This window comes from Chroococcidiopsis sp. CCNUC1 (genome assembly GCF_023546805.1).
In the GTDB taxonomy this organism is placed as follows: Bacteria; Cyanobacteriota; Cyanobacteriia; order Cyanobacteriales; family Chroococcidiopsidaceae; genus Chroococcidiopsis; species Chroococcidiopsis thermalis.
This window is the reverse complement of sequence record NZ_CP097480.1, coordinates 4,436,545-4,457,750: the sequence shown is the minus strand read 5'-3', so window position 1 is coordinate 4,457,750 and position 21,206 is coordinate 4,436,545. Positions and strand designations below refer to the sequence as shown.

Genomic DNA, 21,206 nt, shown 5'->3' with positions numbered 1-21,206 from the left:
GCTTCTAGCCAGGGGTTATCGTAATTTTCTGATGCTGCGCTCCAATCGCTGCGGAAAAACTTTACTAATAACGATATACTTTGTGATATAGCAGATGACACTCATCGGGAGATTGTATGATTGCCCTACCTGGAGTCGCCATCAATAGCAAAATCTATGAGAGTGCGGCATCTGTTGTGTATCGCGGCATTAGAGAGCAAGACGGGCAAGCGATCGTCGTCAAACTGCTGAAGCAAGATTACCCCTCTGCTCAAGAATTAACTCGCTACAAACAGGAATATGAAATTACCCGCTCCCTGAATCTCTCTGGAGTTGTCAAAGCATACAGCCAGCAAGACTATCAACGCACGATCGCGATTCTCTTAGAAGATTTTGGGGGAGAATCTATCGAGAGATGGATGCAGCAGCGTCCAGAAGAATTCTGTCCCATGCCCTTAGCCAGTTTCTTGCGATTAGCTATTGACATTACAGAGATTCTGGGCAGAATTCATCACGCTAATATCATCCACAAAGATATCAATCCTGGCAACATCGTTTTCAATCCAGATACGGGTGTGGTAAAAATCATTGATTTCGGTATTGCCACCCAGTTTAACCGCACCAATCCAAGCTTCAAAAGTCCTCATGTATTAGAAGGTACACTTGCCTACATTTCTCCTGAGCAAACGGGGCGGATGAATCGTTGGCTCGATTACCGCACTGATTTTTACTCGCTGGGCGTGACATTCTACGAATTTTTAACCGGACAGCTACCTTTCCCGACAACAGACATCTTGGAGCTAGTCCATTGCCATATTGCCAAATTACCCGTTCCGCCTCACAAATTGAATGCAGCGATCCCCAAACAAGTCTCAGATATCATCATGAAATTGATGGCGAAAAATGCGGAAGATCGCTATGGGAGTGCCTGGGGAATTAAGGCGGATCTAGAAACCTGCGCCCAGCAACTAGAACAAAGCGGTCAAATCGATCGCATCTCTTTAGGTCTTCAAGATATTTCGGGGCAGTTTCACATTCCCCAAAAACTGTATGGACGAGAAGCCCAGATTGGAGCATTATTATCGGCGTTTGATAGAGTAGCCGTCAGGGGGAATGAAGACAATGCTCAGTTCAAAGTCGAAATGATGCTAATCTCTGGCTATTCTGGAGTTGGCAAAACAGCATTAGTGCAGGAACTTTATAAACCCATCACGGCAAAGCACGGCTATTTTATCTGGGGCAAATTTGACCAGTTTGAGCGCAATATTCCCTACAGTGCAATTGTCGATGCCCTGCAAAAATTGGTGCAGCAACTTCTGGGGGAACCGGATGAGCAAGTGCAACAATGGCGATCGCATTTACTTGCGGCATTGGGCAGCAACGGACAAATTATTATTGATGCAATCCCAGAAGTTGAGCTAATTATTGGCAAGCAGCCACCCGTACCGTCCGTTGGAGCAACTGAAGCTCAAAATCGCTTCAATCTAACGTTTCAAAAATTTGTGCGGGTGTTTTGTGACAAGGAGCATCCCCTAGTAATTTTCTTAGACGATTTGCAGTGGATCGACTCAGCCACGCTAAAGTTAATCGAGCTATTATTACTTGACGAACAGACACAATTCCTATTTTTGATTGGAGCCTATCGAGATAATGAAGTGCATCCAACGCATCCACTAGTCTTGACGCTCTTAGAATTGCGAAAACAAGGGGCAGTGCTTCAGGAGATTACCTTAGCACCCTTAGCGTTGGAATCGTTGAATCAATTGATTGCCGAGACGCTAGATCGTAATCCTGACACTGTTCGCGATTTAGCCCAATTAGTGTTACGTAAAACCGAGGGCAACCCTTTCTTTGTTGGTGAGTTTTTGCGAATGCTGTATAGCGAAAATCTTCTGACCTTTAACGCGGAACACTTAAGCTGGCAGTGGAATATTGCTCAAATTCAAGCCCGAAATATAACCGATAATGTGGTAGAACTGCTGCTGCTCCAGTTGAAGAAATTGCCAGAAGAAACACGGCAAATTCTCCGCTTAGCCGCTTGTGTTGGAGCTGAATTTGATTTAGAAACGTTAGCGATCGCTTGTGAAAAATCGCCGAAAATAATTTCTCTAGATTTACTAGCTGCAATAGATGCTGGATTAATTCAACCTCTATCTGAATTAGACGAAAACTTGTTAGTTCAAGACTACAAGTTTTTGCACGATCGGGTACAGCAAGCTGCTTATGCCTTAATTGATGAGTCGCACAAACAAGTTGTTCATTTGCAGATCGGACGTAATTTACTCGAAAAAACTTCACCAGAGCAACTGTCGGAACGGCTATTTGAAATTATCGATCATCTAGATCGGGGAATTGAGCTAGTCACTGCTCAACCAGAACGAACTGAAATTGCCAGATTGAATTTAATGGCAGGACAGAAAGCAAAGGCAGCAACGGCTTATGAAGCAGCTCTTAAGTATTTCAAAACAGGGCTTAAACTCTTAGATACAGATAGTTGGCAGAATGAGTATGACCTAACTTTAGCGTTGTACTCCCAAGCAGCAGGAGCAGCGTATCTTCATGGCTGCTTCGATGAGATGGAACAATTCGTAGAAGTGGTACTCATCCGCGCCAAGACAGCGATCGACAAAGTGCAGGTTTACGATAGCAGAATTCAGAGATATTTGTCACAGGGCAACCTGAAATCAGCACTAAAAATTGGCTCGGAAGTGTTAAAGCTCCTGGGAATAGATTTAATAGAAAATCCAAGTCAGGTAGATATTCAAAGGGAATTGGAGTCAACGGCTGCACTACTCGCTGAACGAGAAATCGAAGACTTGATTAATTTACCAGAGATGACTGCACCAGAACCGCTAGCAGCAATGTCAATCCTAGCGAATATAGGGGCTGCTGCATTTATCGTGTCACCAGCACTGGTGATACTGATTACTTGCAAAGCGGTAAATTTATCAATCAACTATGGTAATGCTATCTGGTCATCACTGTATTATGCTGTCTACGGGTTTATTCTATGTGGAGTTGTTCAAGACATTGAACTCGGTTATAAGTTCGGCAAAATGGCTCTGGGTTTGGCAGAACGATTGAATACCCAAAAAGGAAAGGCTAAAGCATTAATGTTTTCGGGTGCCCATATCATGCACTGGAAGGTGCATCTTAGGAACACAATACCGATGCTGGCTGATGCCTATCAAAGTGGAGTGGAAACTGGAGACTTTGAATTTGCTGGTTATGCTGCCTATAACGTATGCTATAACTCGTTTTTTGCTGGTGAGTCACTCACCCAACTAGAACAAAAAACAGCAAACTACAGCAAAGCGATCGGTGAAATTAGACGAGAAAGCCCCTCGCATTGGATTGCAATGTTGTGGCAGACAATTCTTAATTTGTTAGATAGGTCTGAAAATCCCAGCTGTTTAATGGGTAGTGTATGTGATGAAGAGCAGGCGTTATCACACGCTATTGCAGTTAAAGATGGAACTGGAATTAGCCGCTTTTATTTATACAAAATTATACTGTGTTATCTATTTGGAGAATATCATCAAGCTGTACAAACCGCTGTTTTGGCAAGGCAACACTTTGAAGAGGTGACAGCAATAAAGGTTTTGCCTTTATTCTGTTTGTATCATTCTCTAGCGCTTTTGAGCCTACCGCTTGATGCTTCAAGCTCTCAAAAAGCAGCTTGGCTAAGTAGTGTTAACGCCAACCAAGAAAAGATGCAGAAATGGGCAGAACATGCTCCAATGAATTATCTACATAAGTTTTATCTGGTCGAGGCAGAAAAAGCGCGAGTCTTAGGGCAATTTTTTGAGGCTGAAGAGTTTTATGAACGCGCTATATCGGGTGCTTCTGAAAATGAGTTGATCCAAGAAGAAGCACTAGCTTATGAATTGACGGCTAAACATTATTTAGCACGAGGTCGGGAAAAAATTGCCCAAACATACATGAAAGAAGCCCATTACTGCTACGATCGCTGGGGTGCAAAAGCTAAAGTTAAAGATTTGGAAAATCGCTATCCGCAATTTTTTTCTCAGTTGTCTAAGGTAACTCTCACGTCAGTATCTACCACTTCTGAAACTAGCTCTAATCGCTCGGATACTGCTTTAGATTTAGCGGCGATAATGAAAGCTTCACAAGCGATTGCTCGTGAAATTGAACTAGAGCATTTGCTGCGTTCCTTAATGCAAATCTTAATTCAGAATGCTGGCGCACAAACCGGATATTTAATTCTAGAAAACTCAGGAGAGTGGGTAATTGAAGCGACTGGTCAACTAAATGATGGTGATGGTGAGAATGCCTATATTACGCAAGTGCTGCAATCCGTTCCAATTATAGATTGCTTGCCTGAATCAATTATTAATTATGTAATTCGTAGCCATGAAACTGTCATTTTAAACAATGCGATTGGTGAAGGAGCTTTTATCAATGAGTCATACATTCAACGCAACCAAACCAAATCTATTTTCTGTTTGCCACTACTCAATCAAGCTAAGCTAGTAGGTGTATTGTATTTAGAAAATCAATTAGCGGCTGGAACATTTACACCCGAGCGAGTCTCCTTCGGAGACGCTACGCGAACGCAAGTTCTGAATCTGTTATCTACCCAGGCGGCGATCGCTATTGAAAATGCCAAGCTCTACTCAAAACTACGTGAAGGCGAGAGTAGAATGAAACAATTTCTAGAAGCGGTTCCGGTGGGCATTGGAGTATTGAATGCGGCAGGTCGCCCCTACTACTTTAATCAGCAGGCAACTCAGCTATTGGGTAAGGGGATCGATCCTTCCCTAACACCGGATCGACTTGCAGAAGTTTATCAAACTTATCTGGCGGGAACCAAGCGAAAATATCCAACTGAGAAACTGCCGATTGTGCGGGCGTTGAGTGGTGAACGTACTAGAGTTGATGATGTAGAAATCCACCAAAACAACACCACAATTCCAGTTGAAGCATGGGGAACGCCAGTTTATGACGAACGGGGCAATATAGCTTATGCGATCGCAGCTTTTCAAGACATTACCGAGCGCAAACAAGCCGAGAAATTACTAGCCGATTACAACCGGACTTTAGAACAACAGGTTGCCCAACGAACCGCAGCGTTACGGAGAAGTGAAGCCAAGTTTCGCAATATCTTTGAAAACTCACAGGTTGGCATCTTCCGAAACCGCATCTCGGATGGATTAATTCTCAATGCCAACCAACGCCTTGCCAACCTATTGGGCTTTGATTCACCAGAGGAGATCGTTGGGCTAGAACACAGCATCGACTATTTTGTAAATCCCAGCGATCGCCAACAAGCCCATGAGTTGATGAAGCGGGATGGGGAACTGCGAAGCTATGAAGCACAACTGCGAAAACGAGATGGGACAGTTTTCTGGGGACTTACCTCTTCTTATCTGAATGCAGCCGATGGATACGTCGAAGGGGTGGTTGCGGATATTAGCGATCTCAAACAAGCAGAAGCCGCGTTGCGAGACTCTGAAGCAGAACTGCGGGCGATCGTTTCAGCCATTCCCGATCCGCTATGTATCTTCAATGCTGAAGGGCAATTGCTCTGCACAATCAAAGGAAATCCATCCTATGGAGAGGAGTGTACTGGCAAAACGCTGCATCAACTTTTTGCCAAAGAACAAGCCGATGAATTCCTGAATCACATTCAGCAGGTGCTGAGAACCCAACAAGTCCTCACCGTTGAATACAGTCACTGCTTTGCTGGGCGAGAAATCTGGTTTTCGGCTCGCATTGCCCCGATTCAGCACGAACAGGTGATTTGGCTGGCGCGAGATATTACGCTGCAAAAGCAAGCAGAAGCCGCCTCGATTTTAGAAGAACGTAACCGCATGGCACGCGAAATTCACGACACACTTGCTCAGGCGTTTACAGGCATTCTGGCTCAGGTAGGAGCCGCAAACCAAGTGCTAACGGACGATTTAGAAGCAACTGGGGCACACCTGGATCTGATCAAAGAATTGGCGCGAACTGGACTAAGTGAAGCGCGGCGATCCGTGATAGCGCTCCGTCCTCAGCTTTTGGAGTCGGGCAGTTTACAGAGCGCTCTACATCGTCTCGTCGCTCAAACCAGAGCTGCCGCAACTGATACCACTTTATATTATGAGATCGAGGGTGCAGTGTATTCTCTCCCTACTGAAGTAGAGAGTAACCTACTGCGGATTGGACAGGAAGCATTAACCAATGCGATCAGACACGCCAATGCTGACGAAATTCGAGTGGAGCTAGTCTACGATCGCGATCGGTTTTGCTTGCGCGTGAGAGACAATGGACAGGGCTTTGGAGTTGGGAGTATTCCATCCTCTGAGGGTTTTGGCTTACTAGGCATGAGCGAACGGGCAGAGCGCATCGGCGCACAACTAACGATTAGGAGTCAACCTGGGCAAGGAACAGAAATTATTGTCACCGTCAATCGGGAGTAGCGTCACGATGAGCCAAGCCACAACCATTCGGGTTCTAATTGCGGACGATCACGCCATTTTTCGGCAAGGATTAGCCACGATTATTAATCGTGACCCAGATATGCAGGTGATTGCACAAGCCGAAAATGGGGAACAAGCGATCGCGCTATTTGAGGAACACCAACCGGATGTCACGCTGATGGATCTGCGAATGCCTGAAGTGGAAGGAGTTGCCGCCATCGGTGCAATTTGCGCTACTGCTAAATCTGCTCGGATTATTGTACTAACCACGTATGATAGTGACGAAGATATTTATCGGGGATTGCAGGCAGGTGCAAAAGGCTATCTACTGAAAGAAACTGAACCTGACGAGCTTCTGAATGCCATTCGCACCGTTCATCGGGGTCAGAAGTATATTCCGCCCGACGTGGGAGCAAAGTTGGTTCAACGCCTCAGCAATCCAGAACTGAGTGAAAGAGAACTAGAAGTACTCCGCTCACTGGCACAGGGGATGAGTAATGCCGAGATTGCGGCGGCTTTGAGTATCGGTGAAGGCACGGTTAAATCTCATATCAATCGGATTTTGAATAAATTGGATGTCAGCGATCGTACCCAAGCTGTAATTGTTGCCGTTAAACGCGGCATTGTTAATTTATAGGATGTACTTTCGATCGAATTGAGATTCTAACTTGAGTTATAACCAGCCTTCTACTCCACGATGGCATGGTTGCTCTATCAATTTGTACTGTAAAAATTTTAACTTGCTATAGACGACAGCTTGAAAGCGATCTCCTATATTGAATCTATGCAAACAGTTATGCGATCGATGAACCCATGCAAGTCAATTGCAAGGTTCCATGTTTGATGCAGATGTAAAAAAATGAACGACGATCGTAGCCACAGTTCCTTACTTGTACCACCTTCAACCCAAGATTGGATGCAAGGTGTGCTGAGTGCCAAGGTCGTGCTGGTGATGTATGGAGACTATCAATGCTCTAGAAGTGCGGACGTTTACAAGCTGATTAAAGCGATCGAACGAGAGCTTAGTGCTTCTTTTGGAGAGGATTATTTATGCTTTATCTTCCGTCATTTTCCGCAAGCACAGATTCATCCCCAAGCTCAACGGGCAGCCCAAGCCGCCCAAGCCGCCGCCACCCAGGGACAGTTTTGGTCAATGCACGACACTTTATTTGCTCATCAACAAAAGTTGGAGAATGGTTATCTTGTCGAGTACGCTAATGATTTAGGGCTTGATATTCCTCAGTTTCTCAAAGACTTGCACAAACAAGTGCATGTCAATCGCATCAATGAAGATATCGAAAGTGGATGCAAAAGTGGAATAACGGCTGCTCCAGTCCTATTTATCAATAACATTCGATATACCGGACGCTGGAGAATAACAGAGTTGATAGCAGCCATTGTTGCTGCAAGTCACTAAGCTCTTTTCATAACTCATCAACGTTAGGAATAGACGAAAGCAGTTTTGTTATTTCATTGAGGGTAGTTCTATGACGCATTTACTAGTACAAAGCAGAAATGATTCCGAGCATGAAGGTACACCTCAGACTGATTCTCTTCGCGACTCCTCGGTGAATCATACCCTGCCACGCGATCGCGCAAGAAGTTGCCCAGTTGCTGAAAACTTGCTTATCCAGTACAAGCTGATAACGTTCGCGCTCACGCCTTCGCAGACAACCTTTGCAACTCAACCGACCATATTGAAGCGTTCCGGTGCAGCGCGGTTGTTGGGCTGCGCTTTAACTTGCACATAAACTACTATCTATCCCAATGCTCTAGAGGCGACTTTGGCAATATTCTTCTAGATCGTCAATCATATCCAGAATTTCAACGAACCGAGAGCCAAAGGCAGTCAACTTATATTCCACGCGGGGCGGAATTTCTGGATAAGCAACTTTCTCAACAATACCAAAGTTTACGAGATCTACTAATCGCTCATTCAAAACCTTAGTGGTCAATCCCTCAGTTGCACGAGTCATTGCTCCTGGGCGGTTGATACCTTGACGAATTAAGCGTAAAACCTCCAGCATCCATTTACAACCAAGAGTATGCTCTACGATATGAGCCACAGTTGGTTGAGAAGCAGGGATTTTTTTTGGCAAGTTACGGGATTGTGATAACTGCATTTGCGACTGAACAGTAACTACCTTACTAGATGGTGCTGACTTGCGGGACAAGAGAGAACCATTTACGTTGAATGGTATCGAAATACCTTTACCGTTGATTATAAAGCAAGGATGGTTAGCAGAGATGGAATGTATGAAAGCAGCCGTACTGACAACATTTGGTGGTGCTGAGAGTTTTGAGATTCAAACTGTGCCCAAGCCAATACCAAAACCTAATCAGGTTCTAGTAAGGGTGTGTGCGACATCGATCAATCCAGTTGATTATCAGACTCGCCGTGGTGATTACAAAGACTTGGTTCGATTACCAGCAATTATCGGAGTTGACATTTCAGGGGTTATTGAGACAGTTGGAGAGTCAGTGACAGACTTTGAGGTAGGAAACGAAGTTTATTACTCGCCGCAGATTTTTGGAGAATCTGGCAGCTATGCTCAATATCATGTTGCTGATGCAGGGATTGTTGCGCTTAAGCCTTCTAACTTGTCGCACATTGAAGCAGCGTGTTTTCCTCTCGCAGGAGGAACGGCTTGGGATTGTCTAGTGACGAGGGGCAATCTTCAAGTTGGGGAATCAGTTCTAATTCATGCGGGTGCTGGTGGCGTTGGTTCAATGGCGATTCAACTTGCAAAAGCGATGGGAGCCTATGTTTTTACAACATGCAGTTCTAAAAATCTCGATTTTGTCAAAAAACTTGGTGCAGATCGAGCCATTGATTACAAGAACGAAGATTACGCGGAAGTTATTGATCGGGAAACAGATGAGCTAGGTGTTGATTTAGTTTTGGATACGATCGGTGGGCAAACAATCCAGCGTAGCCCAGAAATTATTCGCCCATTTGGCAGGCTTGTGAGTATTGTAGACACTCAAACGCCGCAATCACTCATCGAAGCATGGGGCAAGAATCTGACTATCCATTTTGTTCTCACGCCACAGTACCGAGCAAAATTAGATGCTTTGACAAAACTAATCGAGCGCACTCAGCTTCGCCCCATCGTTGATTCAACGCTGCCTTGGGATCGGATAATTCAAGCACATCAGCGTCTAGAGCGGGGGGGGACGCAAGGGAAAATTGTGCTGGAATTTACCAAAAGTTAGACTGTCCTCACCGATCGCTTTAAATCGTCACCTGAAAAATAGCCCCAAGTAGCACAACTTCAAACATTCGCAAATACCTTGTGACTACCGCCTTCACCAGGAGATCGCACTATGAACATGCTTAACTTCAGGAACAGCATCCGCCTGCTTCTGATTGTCACTCTCTTTTTAGGAACTCTTACCATCACTTCTCTAGGAGCTATCATGAGTACTGCAAATGCACAAGTTAACAAGCCCACGATCGTCCTCGTCCACGGCGCATTCGCCGATTCTTCCAGTTGGAACGATGTCTTGACCAAGCTGATCGCCAAAGGCTACCCGACGGTTGCTGTGGCTAATCCCCTGCGCGGTGTCAAGAGCGATGCAGCTTATGTCGCCAGTACCCTTAAGGATATCAAGGGTTCCATTGTGCTAGTTGGGCATTCCTACGGAGGCGCAGTCATCACCAATGCGGTCAACGGCAACAAGAATGTAAAGGCACTGGTCTACGTTGCTGGCTTCGCTCCTGATGCGGGCGAAACTGCCATTGAACTCTCAGGACGTTATCCGGGCAGCACGCTCGGACCAAAACTCGCGCCACCAGTTGAACTAACCGATGGTGGTAAAGACCTCTACATTCAGCAGGACAAGTTCCACGCCCAGTTTGCTGCGGATGTGCCCGCTAGCGACGCGCAACTGATGGCTAGCACCCAGCGCCCGATTACAGAAGCTGCCCTGAACGAAGCCTCCGGTGCGCCCGCATGGAAATCTACCCCGTCCTGGTTTATTTATGGCGATCGCGACTTGAACATTCCTCCAGCGGCACTGTCTTTCATGGCGAAGCGCGCTAACTCAAAGGAAACCGTTGTTGTGAATGGCGCGTCCCATGTCGTGATGGTTTCCCATTCAGATGCCGTTGCCAAGCTCATCGATCGTGCTGCAACCGCGCCATAGACGAGGCGTAAATGCATCTGGCTACAAGCATCTTCTCTAATTAGTACTTGAATCTAATGGCATTGACAGAAGGAGAAACACAATGATACTTCAGGGTAGTGGCGTTAGTCACTGGAGGAACTTCAGGAATTGGTCGTGCAGCCGCGATCGCTTATGCCCAATCACAAGCAAAGGTGGTGGTGGTGGGTCGTTGAATGGATGAAGGTGAAGAAACCGTTCGATTGATTCAGGAAGCTGGCGGAGAGGCGATTTTTGTGCAAGCAAATGTCACGAAAGAAGCCGATGTTGAAGCAATGATTGTAAGTAAGAATTTGAAAGAAGTCGAGCCTTGGAACTCAATACACCTTAAACAGATAGAACTAGGAGAATCCAATCATGGTCAAACAGCAATCTGTAGACGAACAAGCAAATGGAAAGGCAACTAGCAACCTGACACCAGCCCAGGAGTCTTTGCAAGAACTCTGGGATGAGCATCTGCGACACGAGTTTGGCACTCACAACGTTGAAGATGCTCTTGCCACGATGGTTGAGGATGCTTATGTTAATGACATTCCGGTAATGACTGGGGGAGTAGGGAAACCAGCACTGCGCGAGTTTTATTCCAAATACGGCATTCCACAAATACCGCCAGACATGGAGCTAATCCCAATCTCGCGCACGATTGGAACCGATCGGCTTGTCGATGAAATGCTGGTTAAGTTCACTCATACCATCCGAATGGACTGGATGCTACCTGGCATTGCTCCGACTCTTAAACGGGTTGAAGTGGCATTGGTAGCGATCGTTCAGTTCCGTGGCGACAAGCTAGCCCACGAACACATCTACTGGGATCAGGCGAGCGTATTGGTTCAACTCGGCTTGCTCGATCCTAGTACGCTACCCGTTGTAGGGGTTGACAGTGCGCGTAAGGTACTCGACCCGAGCTTGCCCTCAAACGCACTAATCGATCGTGCCAGCGATCGCGACTCAGTGTAGGAGTCAGCACACAAACGCCCAAACCTGCAATCAGGACTCGGCGCGTTTCTGATTGCTAGCTCCTACATATATTGTTGGGGAATCATTCAATGTTAACTTTTGTCTTAGTTCACGGCGCATGGCACGATGGTTCTGCTTGGGAAACTGTCATTAAACATTTACAAGCGCAAGGACATCAAGCTTTTGCTCCCACGATCGCCGGACATGGTAAAAGCGTAGATAAAAACGTTAACCATGCTCAATGTACGCAATCGATCGTCGATTCCATTGTTGGCAAAGACTTAACCGATATTGTTCTCTTAGGTCATAGTTTTGCCGGAACAATCATTGCGAAAGTTGCTGAAGCGATTCCCGATCGCATTAGACGACTGATCTTCTTAGATGCTTTTGTCCTCAATGATGGAGAAAGCCTCAGAGATAGCCTTCCGCCGCATTATCAAGCGTTATTTGACTCTCTAGCTAGAGAATCGGACGATCGGACGATGGTGATGCCGTTTGAGCTTTGGCGAGAAGCGCTTCTCAATGATGCTGACCTCGAACTGGCTCGATCCAGTTACGCACGATTATCCCCTGAACCGTATCAACCGTGGATTGACAAATTAGACCTGAAGCAGTTTTACTCGCTGCCCATTCCTAAAAGTTACCTCTACTGTACAGAAGATAATGTCCTCCCTCAAGGCGAACAGTGGGGTTGGCATCCGAGAATGTCTAACCGCTTGGGGCTATTTCGGCTTGTACAAATGCCCGGTAGTCATGAGGTCATGTTTTCTAACCCAGTCGGTTTAGCCGAAAAGATTATTGTGGCAGGGCGCGACTAGCAGCAGAATTTGCGATCGCCAACCCACTAATGTCGCCATCATTCAACAAACAATTACCTGAAAAGGAGAAATCATGACAACTACATGTATGAAACATGAAATGGCTCAATATGACTATATTGTGATTGGCGCTGGTTCAGCAGGCTGCGTTGTTGCCAACCGTCTTACAGAAGACCCTAATACTAAAGTATTGCTGCTCGAAGCGGGTGGTCCTGATACCAAGCCAGAAATTCAAGTTCCGAACTTGTGGCCTACTACACTCTTAGGCTCGGAAGTGGACTGGGCATACTTAACTGAAGGGGAACCTTACTTAAATAACCGCAAAATTTTATCTTCACGCGGTAAAGTCTTGGGCGGCAGCAGTTCGATTAATGGCATGATTTATATCCGAGGCAATGAACGTGACTACGATAGCTGGCAAGCATTAGGTAATACTGGTTGGAGTTATCAGGATGTTTTGCCTTACTTCAAGAAATCGGAAAACCAGCAGCGGGGAGCATCGTTATTTCACGGGGTTGATGGACCCCTTAGCATCACAGATCCACTCTCTCCTGCAAAAGTGTCGCAACGCTTTGTGGAAGCTGCGATCGCACAGGGCTATGAGCAAAATCCCGACTTTAATGGTGTACAGCAGGAAGGTGCAGGACTTTACCAAGTGACCGTGAAAGATGGCAAGCGCCAAAGTACAGCAGTGGCATTTCTGCGTCCGATTAAAGATCGCCCCAACTTGACCATTCAAACAGGAGCATTGGTGACTCGTTTACTCTTTGAGGGAAAGCGCGCGGTAGGGGTAACGTATGTCCAAAATGGAAAGGAGTATCAAGTTAGGAACAACTCCGAAGTTATTTTGAGTGCTGGTGCCTTCGAGTCCCCCAAGCTGCTAATGCTTTCTGGAATTGGACCTGCTGAACATCTGCGGGCTTCTGGCATTCCTGTGGTTGTTGATTTGCCGGGTGTCGGACAGAATCTTCAAGATCACCCGCTTGCCGTTATTGCCTACCAGTCTACTACTGACGTGCCCGTTGCGCCAAGTAGTAATGGGGGAGAAGCTGGGTTATTTATACATACCAACAATAATTTAGATGAGGCACCTAATTTGCAATTTACAATTGTTCCGATTTTATATGTCGATCCTGCGTATGCACGTGAAGGTCCGGCATTCACCCTTCCCTTTTACATCACCCGTCCCAAAAGTCGTGGTAGCGTGAGACTGCGTTCCTCCTCCCCCTTCGACCCACCATTGATTCGGGTCAACTATCTTCAGAAAGAATCTGACATGCAACTGATGGTTGAAGGATTTAAAATTTTGCGTCAAATTGTGTACTCCGATGCATTTAATGAGTTTCGGGGAGAGGAAATTGCTCCAGGAAGTTCTGTGCAGAGCGACAAAGCAATCGAAGATTATATTCGGCAAACGTGCGGTACGGGATGGCATCCTGTTGGGACGTGCAAAATGGGTATCGATCGGATGGCGGTTGTCGATCCTCAACTCAAGGTACGGGGGATTGAAGGGTTACGAGTTGTTGATGCATCGATTATGCCAACTATGATCGCAGGAAACACAAATGCATCGGCAATTATGATTGGAGAAAAGGCTGCCGATTTGATAAAAGTTGGAACAAAATTACCTCAATGATGCTTTGAGAGAGGGATACATCAATCTCCTTTCGGAGCAGGAACAGGAGCGCGATCGGCTTGCCTTCGGGTCGAACTATGAGCGGTTGCTCGATCTTAAGCAGAAATACGATCCAGATGATGTGTTTCGATCGACGATCGGACATCTCGCACCCCATTCGCTCACACGGTAAGACTCTGAGGTATCTAGAACATTCACAATTACAGGAGATTCAAATGACAATTTTAACTCAAACATCTTCAACTCTAGGCTCAAATCCTCTGAGTTCGATGCAAATCGATCGTGTTTGCTTGAATGTACCGAACTATGAGGAAACGCTTCAGTGGTATCAAGAAAAGCTAGATGCGACGATCGAACATGAATGGACAGTAGGCGTTTTCCCAGATCTGAAATTGGCTTATCTCAGTGTATATGGCTTTCGCCTCGAAATTATTGGCTCTACTCAGTCACAATCAGGAATGCCGATCGCGACTAATTTTGGTGAAGGATTAAGGACAACAGGCATCGGACATTTTTGTTTTCGAGTTCGAGATGTCGATGCAGTTCTTGCTGAATTAAATCGACGGGGTGTGAAAACATTTGTCGAACTCGGAAGCTATCCCGATCCGGGTATTCGGCTCTGTGTGATTCAAGACAATAACGGCAATCCGATCGAGTTTGTCACCCCATTATGAATTCATTAATGAAATAGATCCCAACAGTTGCTGCTACATAACAAACTGATTAGGGCGGACAGGTGAGAATTCTTTCATCTATCGTTCAAGAAATCATTGTCGTTCATACATCAATACAGGTGAAACATTGATGTTAGAGGGTGGGTATGTAGCGCAGTAGTCGATCGGCAGTGCGAAACGTTGCGACCAAGTGGCGATCGACACCGATATGAATCCCATAGATGGAGACTCTGCCGCAGGGCAGACCAAGATGACTGCCCTCGGTCGCTATGGACAGGGTGACGAGGTGGCTAGCATGGTATCTTATCTCGCCGCCAGTCCTGAAGCCACTTTTGTCACGGGCGCGAGCCTCAAAATTGATGGCGGCTTTGCCGCTTGAACGAGACGTAATCAAACTTGTAATCCCTAAACACAACCAGGAGAACACTATGTCACAAAAACTCTCAGATTTCCAGCGACCCACAACAGGAGCATTCCATATGGTCCAGCGTGACGCCGTTTTCCCCGCCGGTCGGCATGACCTCTACACGTCGCAGACCTATTCCGCAGCGATCAGATCAGGTGACCTCCTGTTCGTGTCCGGTCAGGTCGGTAGTCGCAGCGATGGCTCGCCCGAGCCCGACTTTGAGGCTCAGGTTCGCCTGGCATTCGCCAATCTCGAGGCGACCCTGCAAGCGGGTGGATGCGGGCTTGACGATATCGTCGACGTGACGACATTTCATACCGATCCCGAGAATCAATTCGGCACGGTCATGACCGTTAAAAGCGAAGTCTTCCCGGAAGCGCCTTATCCGAATTGGACGGCGATCGGCGTCAACTGGCTCGGGGGGTTCGACTTCGAGATCAAGGTCATCGCCCGTATTCCAGGCTGAATTCATCAGGCGGAGCGGGCGACGGGATAACCCGACACTGCACTCGACCAGCCCGGCGCGAACCGTCCTCGCGAATCGTGAGATGGTCGGTGCTGGGCCAGCCAATGAATGTCTGTCCGTTCGGCATTTGTCATCAGGGCGAAACGATTCGCGGGCTTATTGGTAAGTAAATTGCCGATTTGGAGATCGCATTAGTAATAATCACATACCCAGGAAAACACTATGTCACAAAAACTCTCAGGAAAAGTTGCACTCGTCACTGGCGGCACCAGCGGCATCGGGCTTGCTACTGCCAAGCGATTTGTCGCTGAAGGTGCCTATGTCTTTATCACGGGTCGTCGTCAGACTGAACTTGATGCTGCTATAAACGAAATTGGTAAGAACGTGACTGGCATTCAGGGCAATGTCTCCAATCTGGCAGACCTCGATCGGCTTTACGCCACGATCGAGCAAGAGCAAGGTCACTTGGATATAATCTTTGCGAATGCCGGTGGTGGCGAATTCGTCCCGCTCGGATCGATCACCGAAGAACACTTTGACAAAACCTTCAACACCAATGTCAAGGGTCTACTGTTTACTGTGCAGAAGGCACTGCCACTGATGCCAGAGGGCGCTTCCATTGTCCTGAATGCCTCAACTGCTTCCATCAAGGGCACCCCAGCCTTCAGTGTGTATGGTGCCACCAAAGCCGCCGTGCGATCGTTTGCCCGTACCTGGACAGTTGACCTCAAAGACCGCCAGATTCGAGTGAATGCCATTAGCCCTGGTCTCATTCCGACTCCCGGTTACAATCTCCTGGGCCTCAGTGAAGCGCAGTTGAAAGAATTTGTGGAGAGCCAAGCTAACAACATTCCATTGGGACGAGCTGGTGCGCCCGACGAGATCGCCAAAGCCGTTGTTTTTCTAGCTTCAGATGACAGCAGCTATGTCAGCGGCATTGAGCTATTCGTCGATGGTGGCTTCACACAAATCTAAGAGGGTGCTGTGTCCAGAGCGGTCAGCTAGCAATTCAAATTCAGCATTCATAGGAGATTGCAATGCCTTACGTTACTGTCGGTCAAGAAAATTCTGCAACCATTGATCTCCACTACGAAGATCTGGGGACAGGTCAACCGATTGTTCTGATTCATGGATTTCCCCTCGACGGTCATTCCTGGGAAAAGCAGGTCTTAGTGCTGCTAAATGCGGGGTATCGAGTCATTACCTACGATCGCCGAGGATTCGGCGCTTCTAGCCAAACGAGGGTTGGCTACGACTACAATACGTTTGCAGCCGATTTGAACGTGCTGATGACCAAGCTTGACTTACATGATGCTGTGTTGATCGGCTTTTCAATGGGAACAGGCGAAGTCACGCGCTATCTTGGCAAATATGGCTCGGAGCGGGTGCAGAAAGCCGTGCTGATGGCTCCAGTGCCACCCTTTCTGCTGAGGACAGACGACAATCCCGAAGGAGTCGATCGCAGTGTCTTCGACGGCATTATGAAGGCAATTGTTGAAGATCGCCCAGCGTATCTATCAGCATTTTTCCAAAACTTCTTCAACACGGACGTGCTAGGAGGCGATCGCATTAGCAAAGATGCCATCCAGATGAGTTGGAATGTCGCGGCAGGAGCTTCTGCCAAGGGAACTTTAGACTGCGTGCCGTCGTGGTTGACCGATTTCCGTGACGATCTGCCACGCATCGACGTGCCAACCCTAATCGTTCATGGGGATGCCGATCGCATCCTCCCACTTGAAACGACCGCAGCGAGACTGCCACAGTCAATTAAAGACAGTCGCCTCGTGGTCATACCTGGCGGTCCTCATGCCATCAACTGGACTCATGCCGATCTGGTCAATCCTGCGCTGCTGGACTTTCTCAAAGGAAATTAATTCGGTCTTTCAATGCCTCTCGCTCGACTCTATCCATCCTAGAGGTAAGAAATGAAGAGTAAATAGCGGATTTCAAGTTTTCTGTTTCTAGTAGTTCTTATTAGCATATTGTCATTAGGAGTAACGCAGGCTAATAGTCGTAACGATTTTGCTCGCGATTTGACTAACCCGCGTCTGATTCAACGCGGGAGGTATATCGTTACGGCATTAGGTAACCATTCTGGATGTCACAGTCCGAACAAAACCCCTAACGATCCAGAGTGGTTAGCTGGATATTTGCCAGGAACTCCAGGGCAACCGTTTCAAATCGGTGAATTCCAAATTTATCCATCCAACATCACCCCCGATCGCGAGACGGGAATTGGTAGCTGGACACCTCAACAAGTTTTCAATGTCTTCCGCCAAGGACAAGACAAACACGGTAATACAATTTGCCCGCCGATGTTTTGGTCTGTATATCAGAACTTGAGCGATCGCGATACTTGGTCGATTGTGGCTTATCTTAAGGAAGGCATCAAACCAGTGAAAAATCAAGTTCCTGAAAATACAACATCTCAAGGGACGCGCCCAGATTACACGCCACTGTTCCAAAACTTACAACCTCTACCTGCTTATCCTGGAAAAAACGAGATTGGCGTGTGGCGCAGATAAGGATTGTTCGTATGCTCATAAAATTGGTGCGGGTACAGGCGTACTGGGCATCGGCACTGCTAACAATGACGTTGGCACCGTTACTTCTCCCAAGGGAAGACAAATTGCGATCGCAGTATTTGTCGTTGGTTCAAAAGCAACTTTAGAGGCACGCGAAAGAGTAATATCTCATATTGCTGCCGCAGTGGTCAAGGCAATCGAATAAAGTTGAATAAATTCATTAAATTGTTTTGTCAACCGGTACAAAACTTCCTTAATTGATAGTAGCAAAGAAAAAATATACTCCTAGATTTAAATCAGGAGTATCTGTATTGAAAAGATTTGTCGCTTAATCCTACTAGAATGGAATATCTAATTCATTAACGGACACACTATTACTAGCTGTGGCTGCTGTAACTAAAGTGTGTTCTGCTAGTTGAGATTGTAAATGCTTCTCAGTAAGTTTGGATTGACCAAATTCAGTTGGAATGAAGTTACGAATAAATAGAGTACATTTCTTTTCCTTATATCCGTTACCAGTGTCTACTACTTCCATGTCTGGATAACCAACGGCTACACCATCTGTTCCGGCTTCCACTCTAGCGATCGCAACGGCAGCTGCTCCTTTCGCACGAAAAGACGTGGTGCTTTCTACTAATCCATCTTTGGAGTAAGAATGAAACGAGCAATCGCCGTAGACTATTTTTACTCCTTGAGGATCGTGGGTTTTGTCACAAGAGCGAATTTTCACTGTAAGAGTTGCGTTAATCATAATATTCCATTGCAGACGAATAGATTCTGTTTAGTTGCGCGTAGCGCCATGAAGTAGCAAGACCGCACTCTGACTCAAGAACAAAGTACGGTCTGACTTTCGTTAGAAATTGGCGTTGGCTATACTAGCTTGTAGACTATTGCTGGAAGTATTGGGTTCTTCACCGCGCTTAGAGGAGCTAATTAGCTCTAATTCGCTGACTCTAATGACAGGTTTGCTACGAGGTAAGCCGCTATTTTTATCAACCCAAACATCAAATTTGAATTCTCCAGCGACACCAATCGTCGAACCTTTACGTACCCAATCAGTAGCAACTTGGGCAGTATTTCCCCACAGTTCTAAGTCCCACCACATAGGTGAATCACTTTTATACGGTGGTTTGACAGCAAGAGTCAAGGTAGTTTTCATCGCACCCGACTCGAAGTAGTGGGTAGCTGGATCTTGACCGACGCGACCGACTAATTCGATTCTATTGATGAATTGTTGGGTCATATTGCACTTCCTAATTTTTCATAAATTTTGCGCGTAGCGCCTGCTGCGTTACCCGTTTTCAATTGAGAAGCTAAGCTGCGATCGCGGGACTATCCTAATAGCAACAATATAAATCTCTTCTTGGCAGATGCGCCTTAGCGCTCAACACCTATCAAAATCTACTTTCTTACCCTGCCTCCCAGTCTTCAAGGTTGAGTTGAGGTACCCTACTAAACTCTCTAATATTGTGAGTCACTAGTGTTAAATTGTTAGCCAGAGCGATTGTAGCAATTTGGAGATCGTAGGGTCCAATGGGCGTACCATTGATGGCAAGAAAAGCTCTAATCCGTCCGTAAATTATGGCAGCTCGATCGTCAAATGGTAAGGAGACATATTGATTGAGAAACTCTTGCTGCCCTTGCAGCGTGCGTTCTGGATTTGAGCTTTTCATCGCTCCATAAAATAACTCAGCCTTAACAACAGAGCAAACAAAGACATCCGTAGATGGTATTGCTTCCAAACGTTGCCTCACACCAACTGCTCGACCCTTCAAGTATCCAATACAAGTATTGGTATCTAGTAAATACATCAGTCCAGCGGCTCCCGCTCTGGGAGTTCCCCTTGTGGTTCTCGCTCCAATTGCTCATCACTTAAACAGCCAAATGTACGTTCAAAAAAATCCGATGAATAGCCTAATTCTTCGGGTGATTTTGTCGGCGTTGGGGTGACGGGTTGAACCGTTACCGTAACTTCTAAGTCGGTATCTTGGAGCGCAACTGGTACATCTAAATGCAAAATGCCATCTTTACCAACGCGAGTACGTAGCACGATCTTTTGCATTACGATTTCTCCTTCCAGGAACTACACTATTATTGTCGATTTTCATCTAGGAATGACGCATCCAGCTAGTATGACTATGCGCTAGCCGATAATCAATTACCCAGCAATAGTACTTCCCAAACAAGTCTGGAAGAAGCCATCTTTAAGAGGGCGGCTTTGGCTGCTTCCAGTTTTTCTATCCAATCCCTATTACCAAGCGATCGCCACCATCGGTGTTGAAGGTAATCGAGCAACCACAGTTGCCGCTCGAAATCCAGCATTGTATCTATTTCCTTTGCCAAGCACATTGCAGTCAAAGCATTTGCGGGAGGTAAGACAAGTTGTTCTAGAAGCGCTTTTGGAATCGTTCTGAGTTGATTGTAGTGCGCGATCGCTTGCCCTGGACTACCAGCAGCCAACGCCACGACAGCCGGAGCGTTTATAATTTCTACGTTTCTAAGTCTTTCCAGCAACCGTACCATATTACTGCGATTCAGCCGATGAAACGGGATCGCCTGACAGCGGCTGGTGATGGTAGGCAATAGTTTTTGCGGTTGGGATGAAATCAGGATAATGCTGCCGCTGGTTGATTCTTCCAAAGTTTTCAGCAAAGCATTTGCAGCAGCAACAGCCATTCGATCTGCGTCTTGGATGACTACGACTTTGCTAGGTGCAGTTAGCGCACGGCAAGAGAGAAATTGAGTGACAACTCTGATTTGCTCGATTCGAATTTGAGGCGGCGACTTGGGCTTTACCTCCGAGTGGGCTAGCTTGCTTTGATTAACCAATTCTCCCCGATCCAGGTAGGTTGGTTCTACCCATAATAGATCGGGATGGTTAGTGAGGTTATGGGTGTCAAAGAGTTGAGCGATGAAGGTGCGAGCAGCCAGTGTTTTGCCCACACCATCTACACTAGCAAACAGATATGCTGGTGCAATTCGATTAGTTGCGATCGCTCCCTCAAGCAAAGATACGGCTGTTGATTGCCCCACCAAACTAGAAAATTCAAAAATTCCTCGTTCTTCGCTCTTCACATTTTCCCGCTCGCTTTTTATTGGAGCAACAGGAATAGATGCAGTTATAGGTAATGGCATATTTGACTGGATTATAGT

Annotated in this window: 21 protein-coding genes and 2 pseudogenes; 17 read left to right on the top strand and 6 right to left on the bottom strand. The window is 46.5% G+C overall.

Annotated features, from left to right (window positions below; all coding sequences use genetic code 11):
- Positions 1-116: 116 nt before the first annotated feature.
- The 3 genes from M5J74_RS20485 (at position 117) to M5J74_RS20475 (ending at position 7,821) form a co-directional block, all read left to right on the top strand.
- A complete protein-coding gene (locus tag M5J74_RS20485; protein WP_250013013.1) occupies positions 117-6,404 on the top strand; it encodes an AAA family ATPase in 6,288 nt (2,095 codons plus the stop codon).
- Between the two features lie 7 nt (positions 6,405-6,411).
- On the top strand, positions 6,412-7,041 hold the full coding sequence (locus tag M5J74_RS20480) for a response regulator transcription factor (RefSeq protein ID WP_250013012.1): 630 nt from the start codon (positions 6,412-6,414) through the stop codon (positions 7,039-7,041).
- Positions 7,042-7,263: 222 nt separating this feature from the next.
- Positions 7,264-7,821, top strand: coding sequence for a DsbA family protein (locus tag M5J74_RS20475; protein ID WP_106219005.1), 558 nt, complete (start codon positions 7,264-7,266; stop codon positions 7,819-7,821).
- A gap of 355 nt (positions 7,822-8,176) precedes the next feature.
- On the opposite strand, the gene M5J74_RS20470 is transcribed toward M5J74_RS20475, so the two are convergent.
- Positions 8,177-8,527 carry a helix-turn-helix domain-containing protein gene (locus M5J74_RS20470; RefSeq protein WP_015155872.1) on the bottom strand — a complete coding sequence of 117 codons (351 nt, stop codon included), beginning with the start codon at positions 8,525-8,527 and terminating at the stop codon, positions 8,177-8,179.
- Positions 8,528-8,651: 124 nt separating this feature from the next.
- Here M5J74_RS20470 and M5J74_RS20465 point away from each other — a divergent pair, with 124 nt between their 5' ends.
- The 14 genes and pseudogenes from M5J74_RS20465 to M5J74_RS20395 all read left to right on the top strand — a co-directional run bounded on the left by M5J74_RS20465 (position 8,652) and on the right by M5J74_RS20395 (position 18,258).
- Positions 8,652-9,620: a zinc-dependent alcohol dehydrogenase family protein gene (locus M5J74_RS20465; protein ID WP_371934064.1), complete on the top strand. Its 969-nt coding sequence runs from the start codon at positions 8,652-8,654 to the stop codon at positions 9,618-9,620.
- Between the two features lie 204 nt (positions 9,621-9,824).
- Entirely contained in the window at positions 9,825-10,553 is a 729-nt protein-coding gene (locus M5J74_RS20460) for an alpha/beta fold hydrolase (protein ID WP_371934063.1), read from the top strand.
- 98 nt (positions 10,554-10,651) lie between these two features.
- Positions 10,652-10,852, top strand: a pseudogene (locus M5J74_RS33575) (SDR family NAD(P)-dependent oxidoreductase); the annotation flags it as partial.
- Positions 10,853-10,928: 76 nt separating this feature from the next.
- Entirely contained in the window at positions 10,929-11,528 is a 600-nt protein-coding gene (locus tag M5J74_RS20445) for an ester cyclase (protein WP_250013007.1), read from the top strand.
- Positions 11,529-11,617: 89 nt separating this feature from the next.
- Entirely contained in the window at positions 11,618-12,346 is a 729-nt protein-coding gene (locus M5J74_RS20440; RefSeq protein ID WP_015155867.1) for an alpha/beta fold hydrolase, read from the top strand.
- 73 nt (positions 12,347-12,419) lie between these two features.
- Entirely contained in the window at positions 12,420-13,982 is a 1,563-nt protein-coding gene (locus M5J74_RS20435) for a GMC family oxidoreductase (RefSeq protein ID WP_250013006.1), read from the top strand.
- The gene (locus M5J74_RS20430) at positions 13,960-14,154 is read left to right on the top strand and encodes a BBE domain-containing protein (RefSeq protein ID WP_250013005.1); all 195 of its coding nucleotides are present in this window, start codon (positions 13,960-13,962) and stop codon (positions 14,152-14,154) included. The genes M5J74_RS20435 and M5J74_RS20430 overlap by 23 nt, the downstream gene beginning before the upstream one ends.
- A gap of 43 nt (positions 14,155-14,197) precedes the next feature.
- Positions 14,198-14,656, top strand: coding sequence for a VOC family protein (locus tag M5J74_RS20425; protein ID WP_015155865.1), 459 nt, complete (start codon positions 14,198-14,200; stop codon positions 14,654-14,656).
- A 196-nt stretch (positions 14,657-14,852) separates the two neighbouring features.
- A pseudogene (locus M5J74_RS20420) lies at positions 14,853-15,035 on the top strand (SDR family oxidoreductase); the annotation flags it as partial.
- A gap of 100 nt (positions 15,036-15,135) precedes the next feature.
- Positions 15,136-15,528, top strand: coding sequence for a RidA family protein (locus M5J74_RS20415; RefSeq protein WP_041463302.1), 393 nt, complete (start codon positions 15,136-15,138; stop codon positions 15,526-15,528).
- Positions 15,529-15,750: 222 nt separating this feature from the next.
- Entirely contained in the window at positions 15,751-16,503 is a 753-nt protein-coding gene (locus tag M5J74_RS20410; protein WP_250013003.1) for an SDR family oxidoreductase, read from the top strand.
- Positions 16,504-16,565: 62 nt separating this feature from the next.
- The gene (locus M5J74_RS20405; RefSeq protein ID WP_250013002.1) at positions 16,566-17,402 is read left to right on the top strand and encodes an alpha/beta fold hydrolase; all 837 of its coding nucleotides are present in this window, start codon (positions 16,566-16,568) and stop codon (positions 17,400-17,402) included.
- A 108-nt stretch (positions 17,403-17,510) separates the two neighbouring features.
- Positions 17,511-18,053, top strand: a complete 543-nt coding sequence (locus M5J74_RS20400; RefSeq protein WP_250013001.1) for a hypothetical protein — start codon at positions 17,511-17,513, stop codon at positions 18,051-18,053.
- Complete coding sequence (locus M5J74_RS20395; protein WP_041462543.1) at positions 18,034-18,258, top strand: hypothetical protein; 225 nt, start codon at positions 18,034-18,036, stop codon at positions 18,256-18,258. The genes M5J74_RS20400 and M5J74_RS20395 overlap by 20 nt, the downstream gene beginning before the upstream one ends.
- Before the next feature lie 132 nt (positions 18,259-18,390).
- On the opposite strand, the gene M5J74_RS20390 is transcribed toward M5J74_RS20395, so the two are convergent.
- The 5 genes from M5J74_RS20390 to M5J74_RS20370 form a co-directional block, all read right to left on the bottom strand.
- Positions 18,391-18,804: a hypothetical protein gene (locus M5J74_RS20390; RefSeq protein WP_250013000.1), complete on the bottom strand. Its 414-nt coding sequence runs from the start codon at positions 18,802-18,804 to the stop codon at positions 18,391-18,393.
- 102 nt (positions 18,805-18,906) lie between these two features.
- Positions 18,907-19,296 carry a single-stranded DNA-binding protein gene (gene ssb, locus M5J74_RS20385; RefSeq protein WP_250012999.1) on the bottom strand — a complete coding sequence of 130 codons (390 nt, stop codon included), beginning with the start codon at positions 19,294-19,296 and terminating at the stop codon, positions 18,907-18,909.
- A gap of 166 nt (positions 19,297-19,462) precedes the next feature.
- Positions 19,463-19,867 carry a type II toxin-antitoxin system VapC family toxin gene (locus tag M5J74_RS20380; RefSeq protein ID WP_371934062.1) on the bottom strand — a complete coding sequence of 135 codons (405 nt, stop codon included), beginning with the start codon at positions 19,865-19,867 and terminating at the stop codon, positions 19,463-19,465.
- On the bottom strand, positions 19,864-20,115 hold the full coding sequence (locus M5J74_RS20375) for a hypothetical protein (protein WP_250012997.1): 252 nt from the start codon (positions 20,113-20,115) through the stop codon (positions 19,864-19,866). The genes M5J74_RS20380 and M5J74_RS20375 overlap by 4 nt, the downstream gene beginning before the upstream one ends.
- A gap of 92 nt (positions 20,116-20,207) precedes the next feature.
- On the bottom strand, positions 20,208-21,188 hold the full coding sequence (locus M5J74_RS20370; RefSeq protein ID WP_250012996.1) for an AAA family ATPase: 981 nt from the start codon (positions 21,186-21,188) through the stop codon (positions 20,208-20,210).
- Positions 21,189-21,206: the final 18 nt, after the last annotated feature.

Bases quoted from the DNA above. Each gene is read 5' to 3' on its own strand.
- M5J74_RS20485 (WP_250013013.1), top strand. From the start codon at position 117: ATGATTGCCCTACCTGGAGTCGCCATCAATAGCAAAATCTATGAGAGT.
- M5J74_RS20480 (WP_250013012.1), top strand. From the start codon at position 6,412: ATGAGCCAAGCCACAACCATTCGGGTTCTAATTGCGGACGATCACGCC.
- M5J74_RS20475 (WP_106219005.1), top strand. From the start codon at position 7,264: ATGAACGACGATCGTAGCCACAGTTCCTTACTTGTACCACCTTCAACC.
- M5J74_RS20470 (WP_015155872.1), bottom strand. From the start codon at position 8,527: ATGCAGTTATCACAATCCCGTAACTTGCCAAAAAAAATCCCTGCTTCT.
- M5J74_RS20465 (WP_371934064.1), top strand. From the start codon at position 8,652: ATGGAATGTATGAAAGCAGCCGTACTGACAACATTTGGTGGTGCTGAG.
- M5J74_RS20460 (WP_371934063.1), top strand. From the start codon at position 9,825: ATGAGTACTGCAAATGCACAAGTTAACAAGCCCACGATCGTCCTCGTC.
- M5J74_RS20445 (WP_250013007.1), top strand. From the start codon at position 10,929: ATGGTCAAACAGCAATCTGTAGACGAACAAGCAAATGGAAAGGCAACT.
- M5J74_RS20440 (WP_015155867.1), top strand. From the start codon at position 11,618: ATGTTAACTTTTGTCTTAGTTCACGGCGCATGGCACGATGGTTCTGCT.
- M5J74_RS20435 (WP_250013006.1), top strand. From the start codon at position 12,420: ATGACAACTACATGTATGAAACATGAAATGGCTCAATATGACTATATT.
- M5J74_RS20425 (WP_015155865.1), top strand. From the start codon at position 14,198: ATGACAATTTTAACTCAAACATCTTCAACTCTAGGCTCAAATCCTCTG.
- M5J74_RS20415 (WP_041463302.1), top strand. From the start codon at position 15,136: ATGGTCCAGCGTGACGCCGTTTTCCCCGCCGGTCGGCATGACCTCTAC.
- M5J74_RS20410 (WP_250013003.1), top strand. From the start codon at position 15,751: ATGTCACAAAAACTCTCAGGAAAAGTTGCACTCGTCACTGGCGGCACC.
- M5J74_RS20405 (WP_250013002.1), top strand. From the start codon at position 16,566: ATGCCTTACGTTACTGTCGGTCAAGAAAATTCTGCAACCATTGATCTC.
- M5J74_RS20390 (WP_250013000.1), bottom strand. From the start codon at position 18,804: ATGATTAACGCAACTCTTACAGTGAAAATTCGCTCTTGTGACAAAACC.
- ssb (WP_250012999.1), bottom strand. From the start codon at position 19,296: ATGACCCAACAATTCATCAATAGAATCGAATTAGTCGGTCGCGTCGGT.
- M5J74_RS20375 (WP_250012997.1), bottom strand. From the start codon at position 20,115: ATGCAAAAGATCGTGCTACGTACTCGCGTTGGTAAAGATGGCATTTTG.
- M5J74_RS20370 (WP_250012996.1), bottom strand. From the start codon at position 21,188: ATGCCATTACCTATAACTGCATCTATTCCTGTTGCTCCAATAAAAAGC.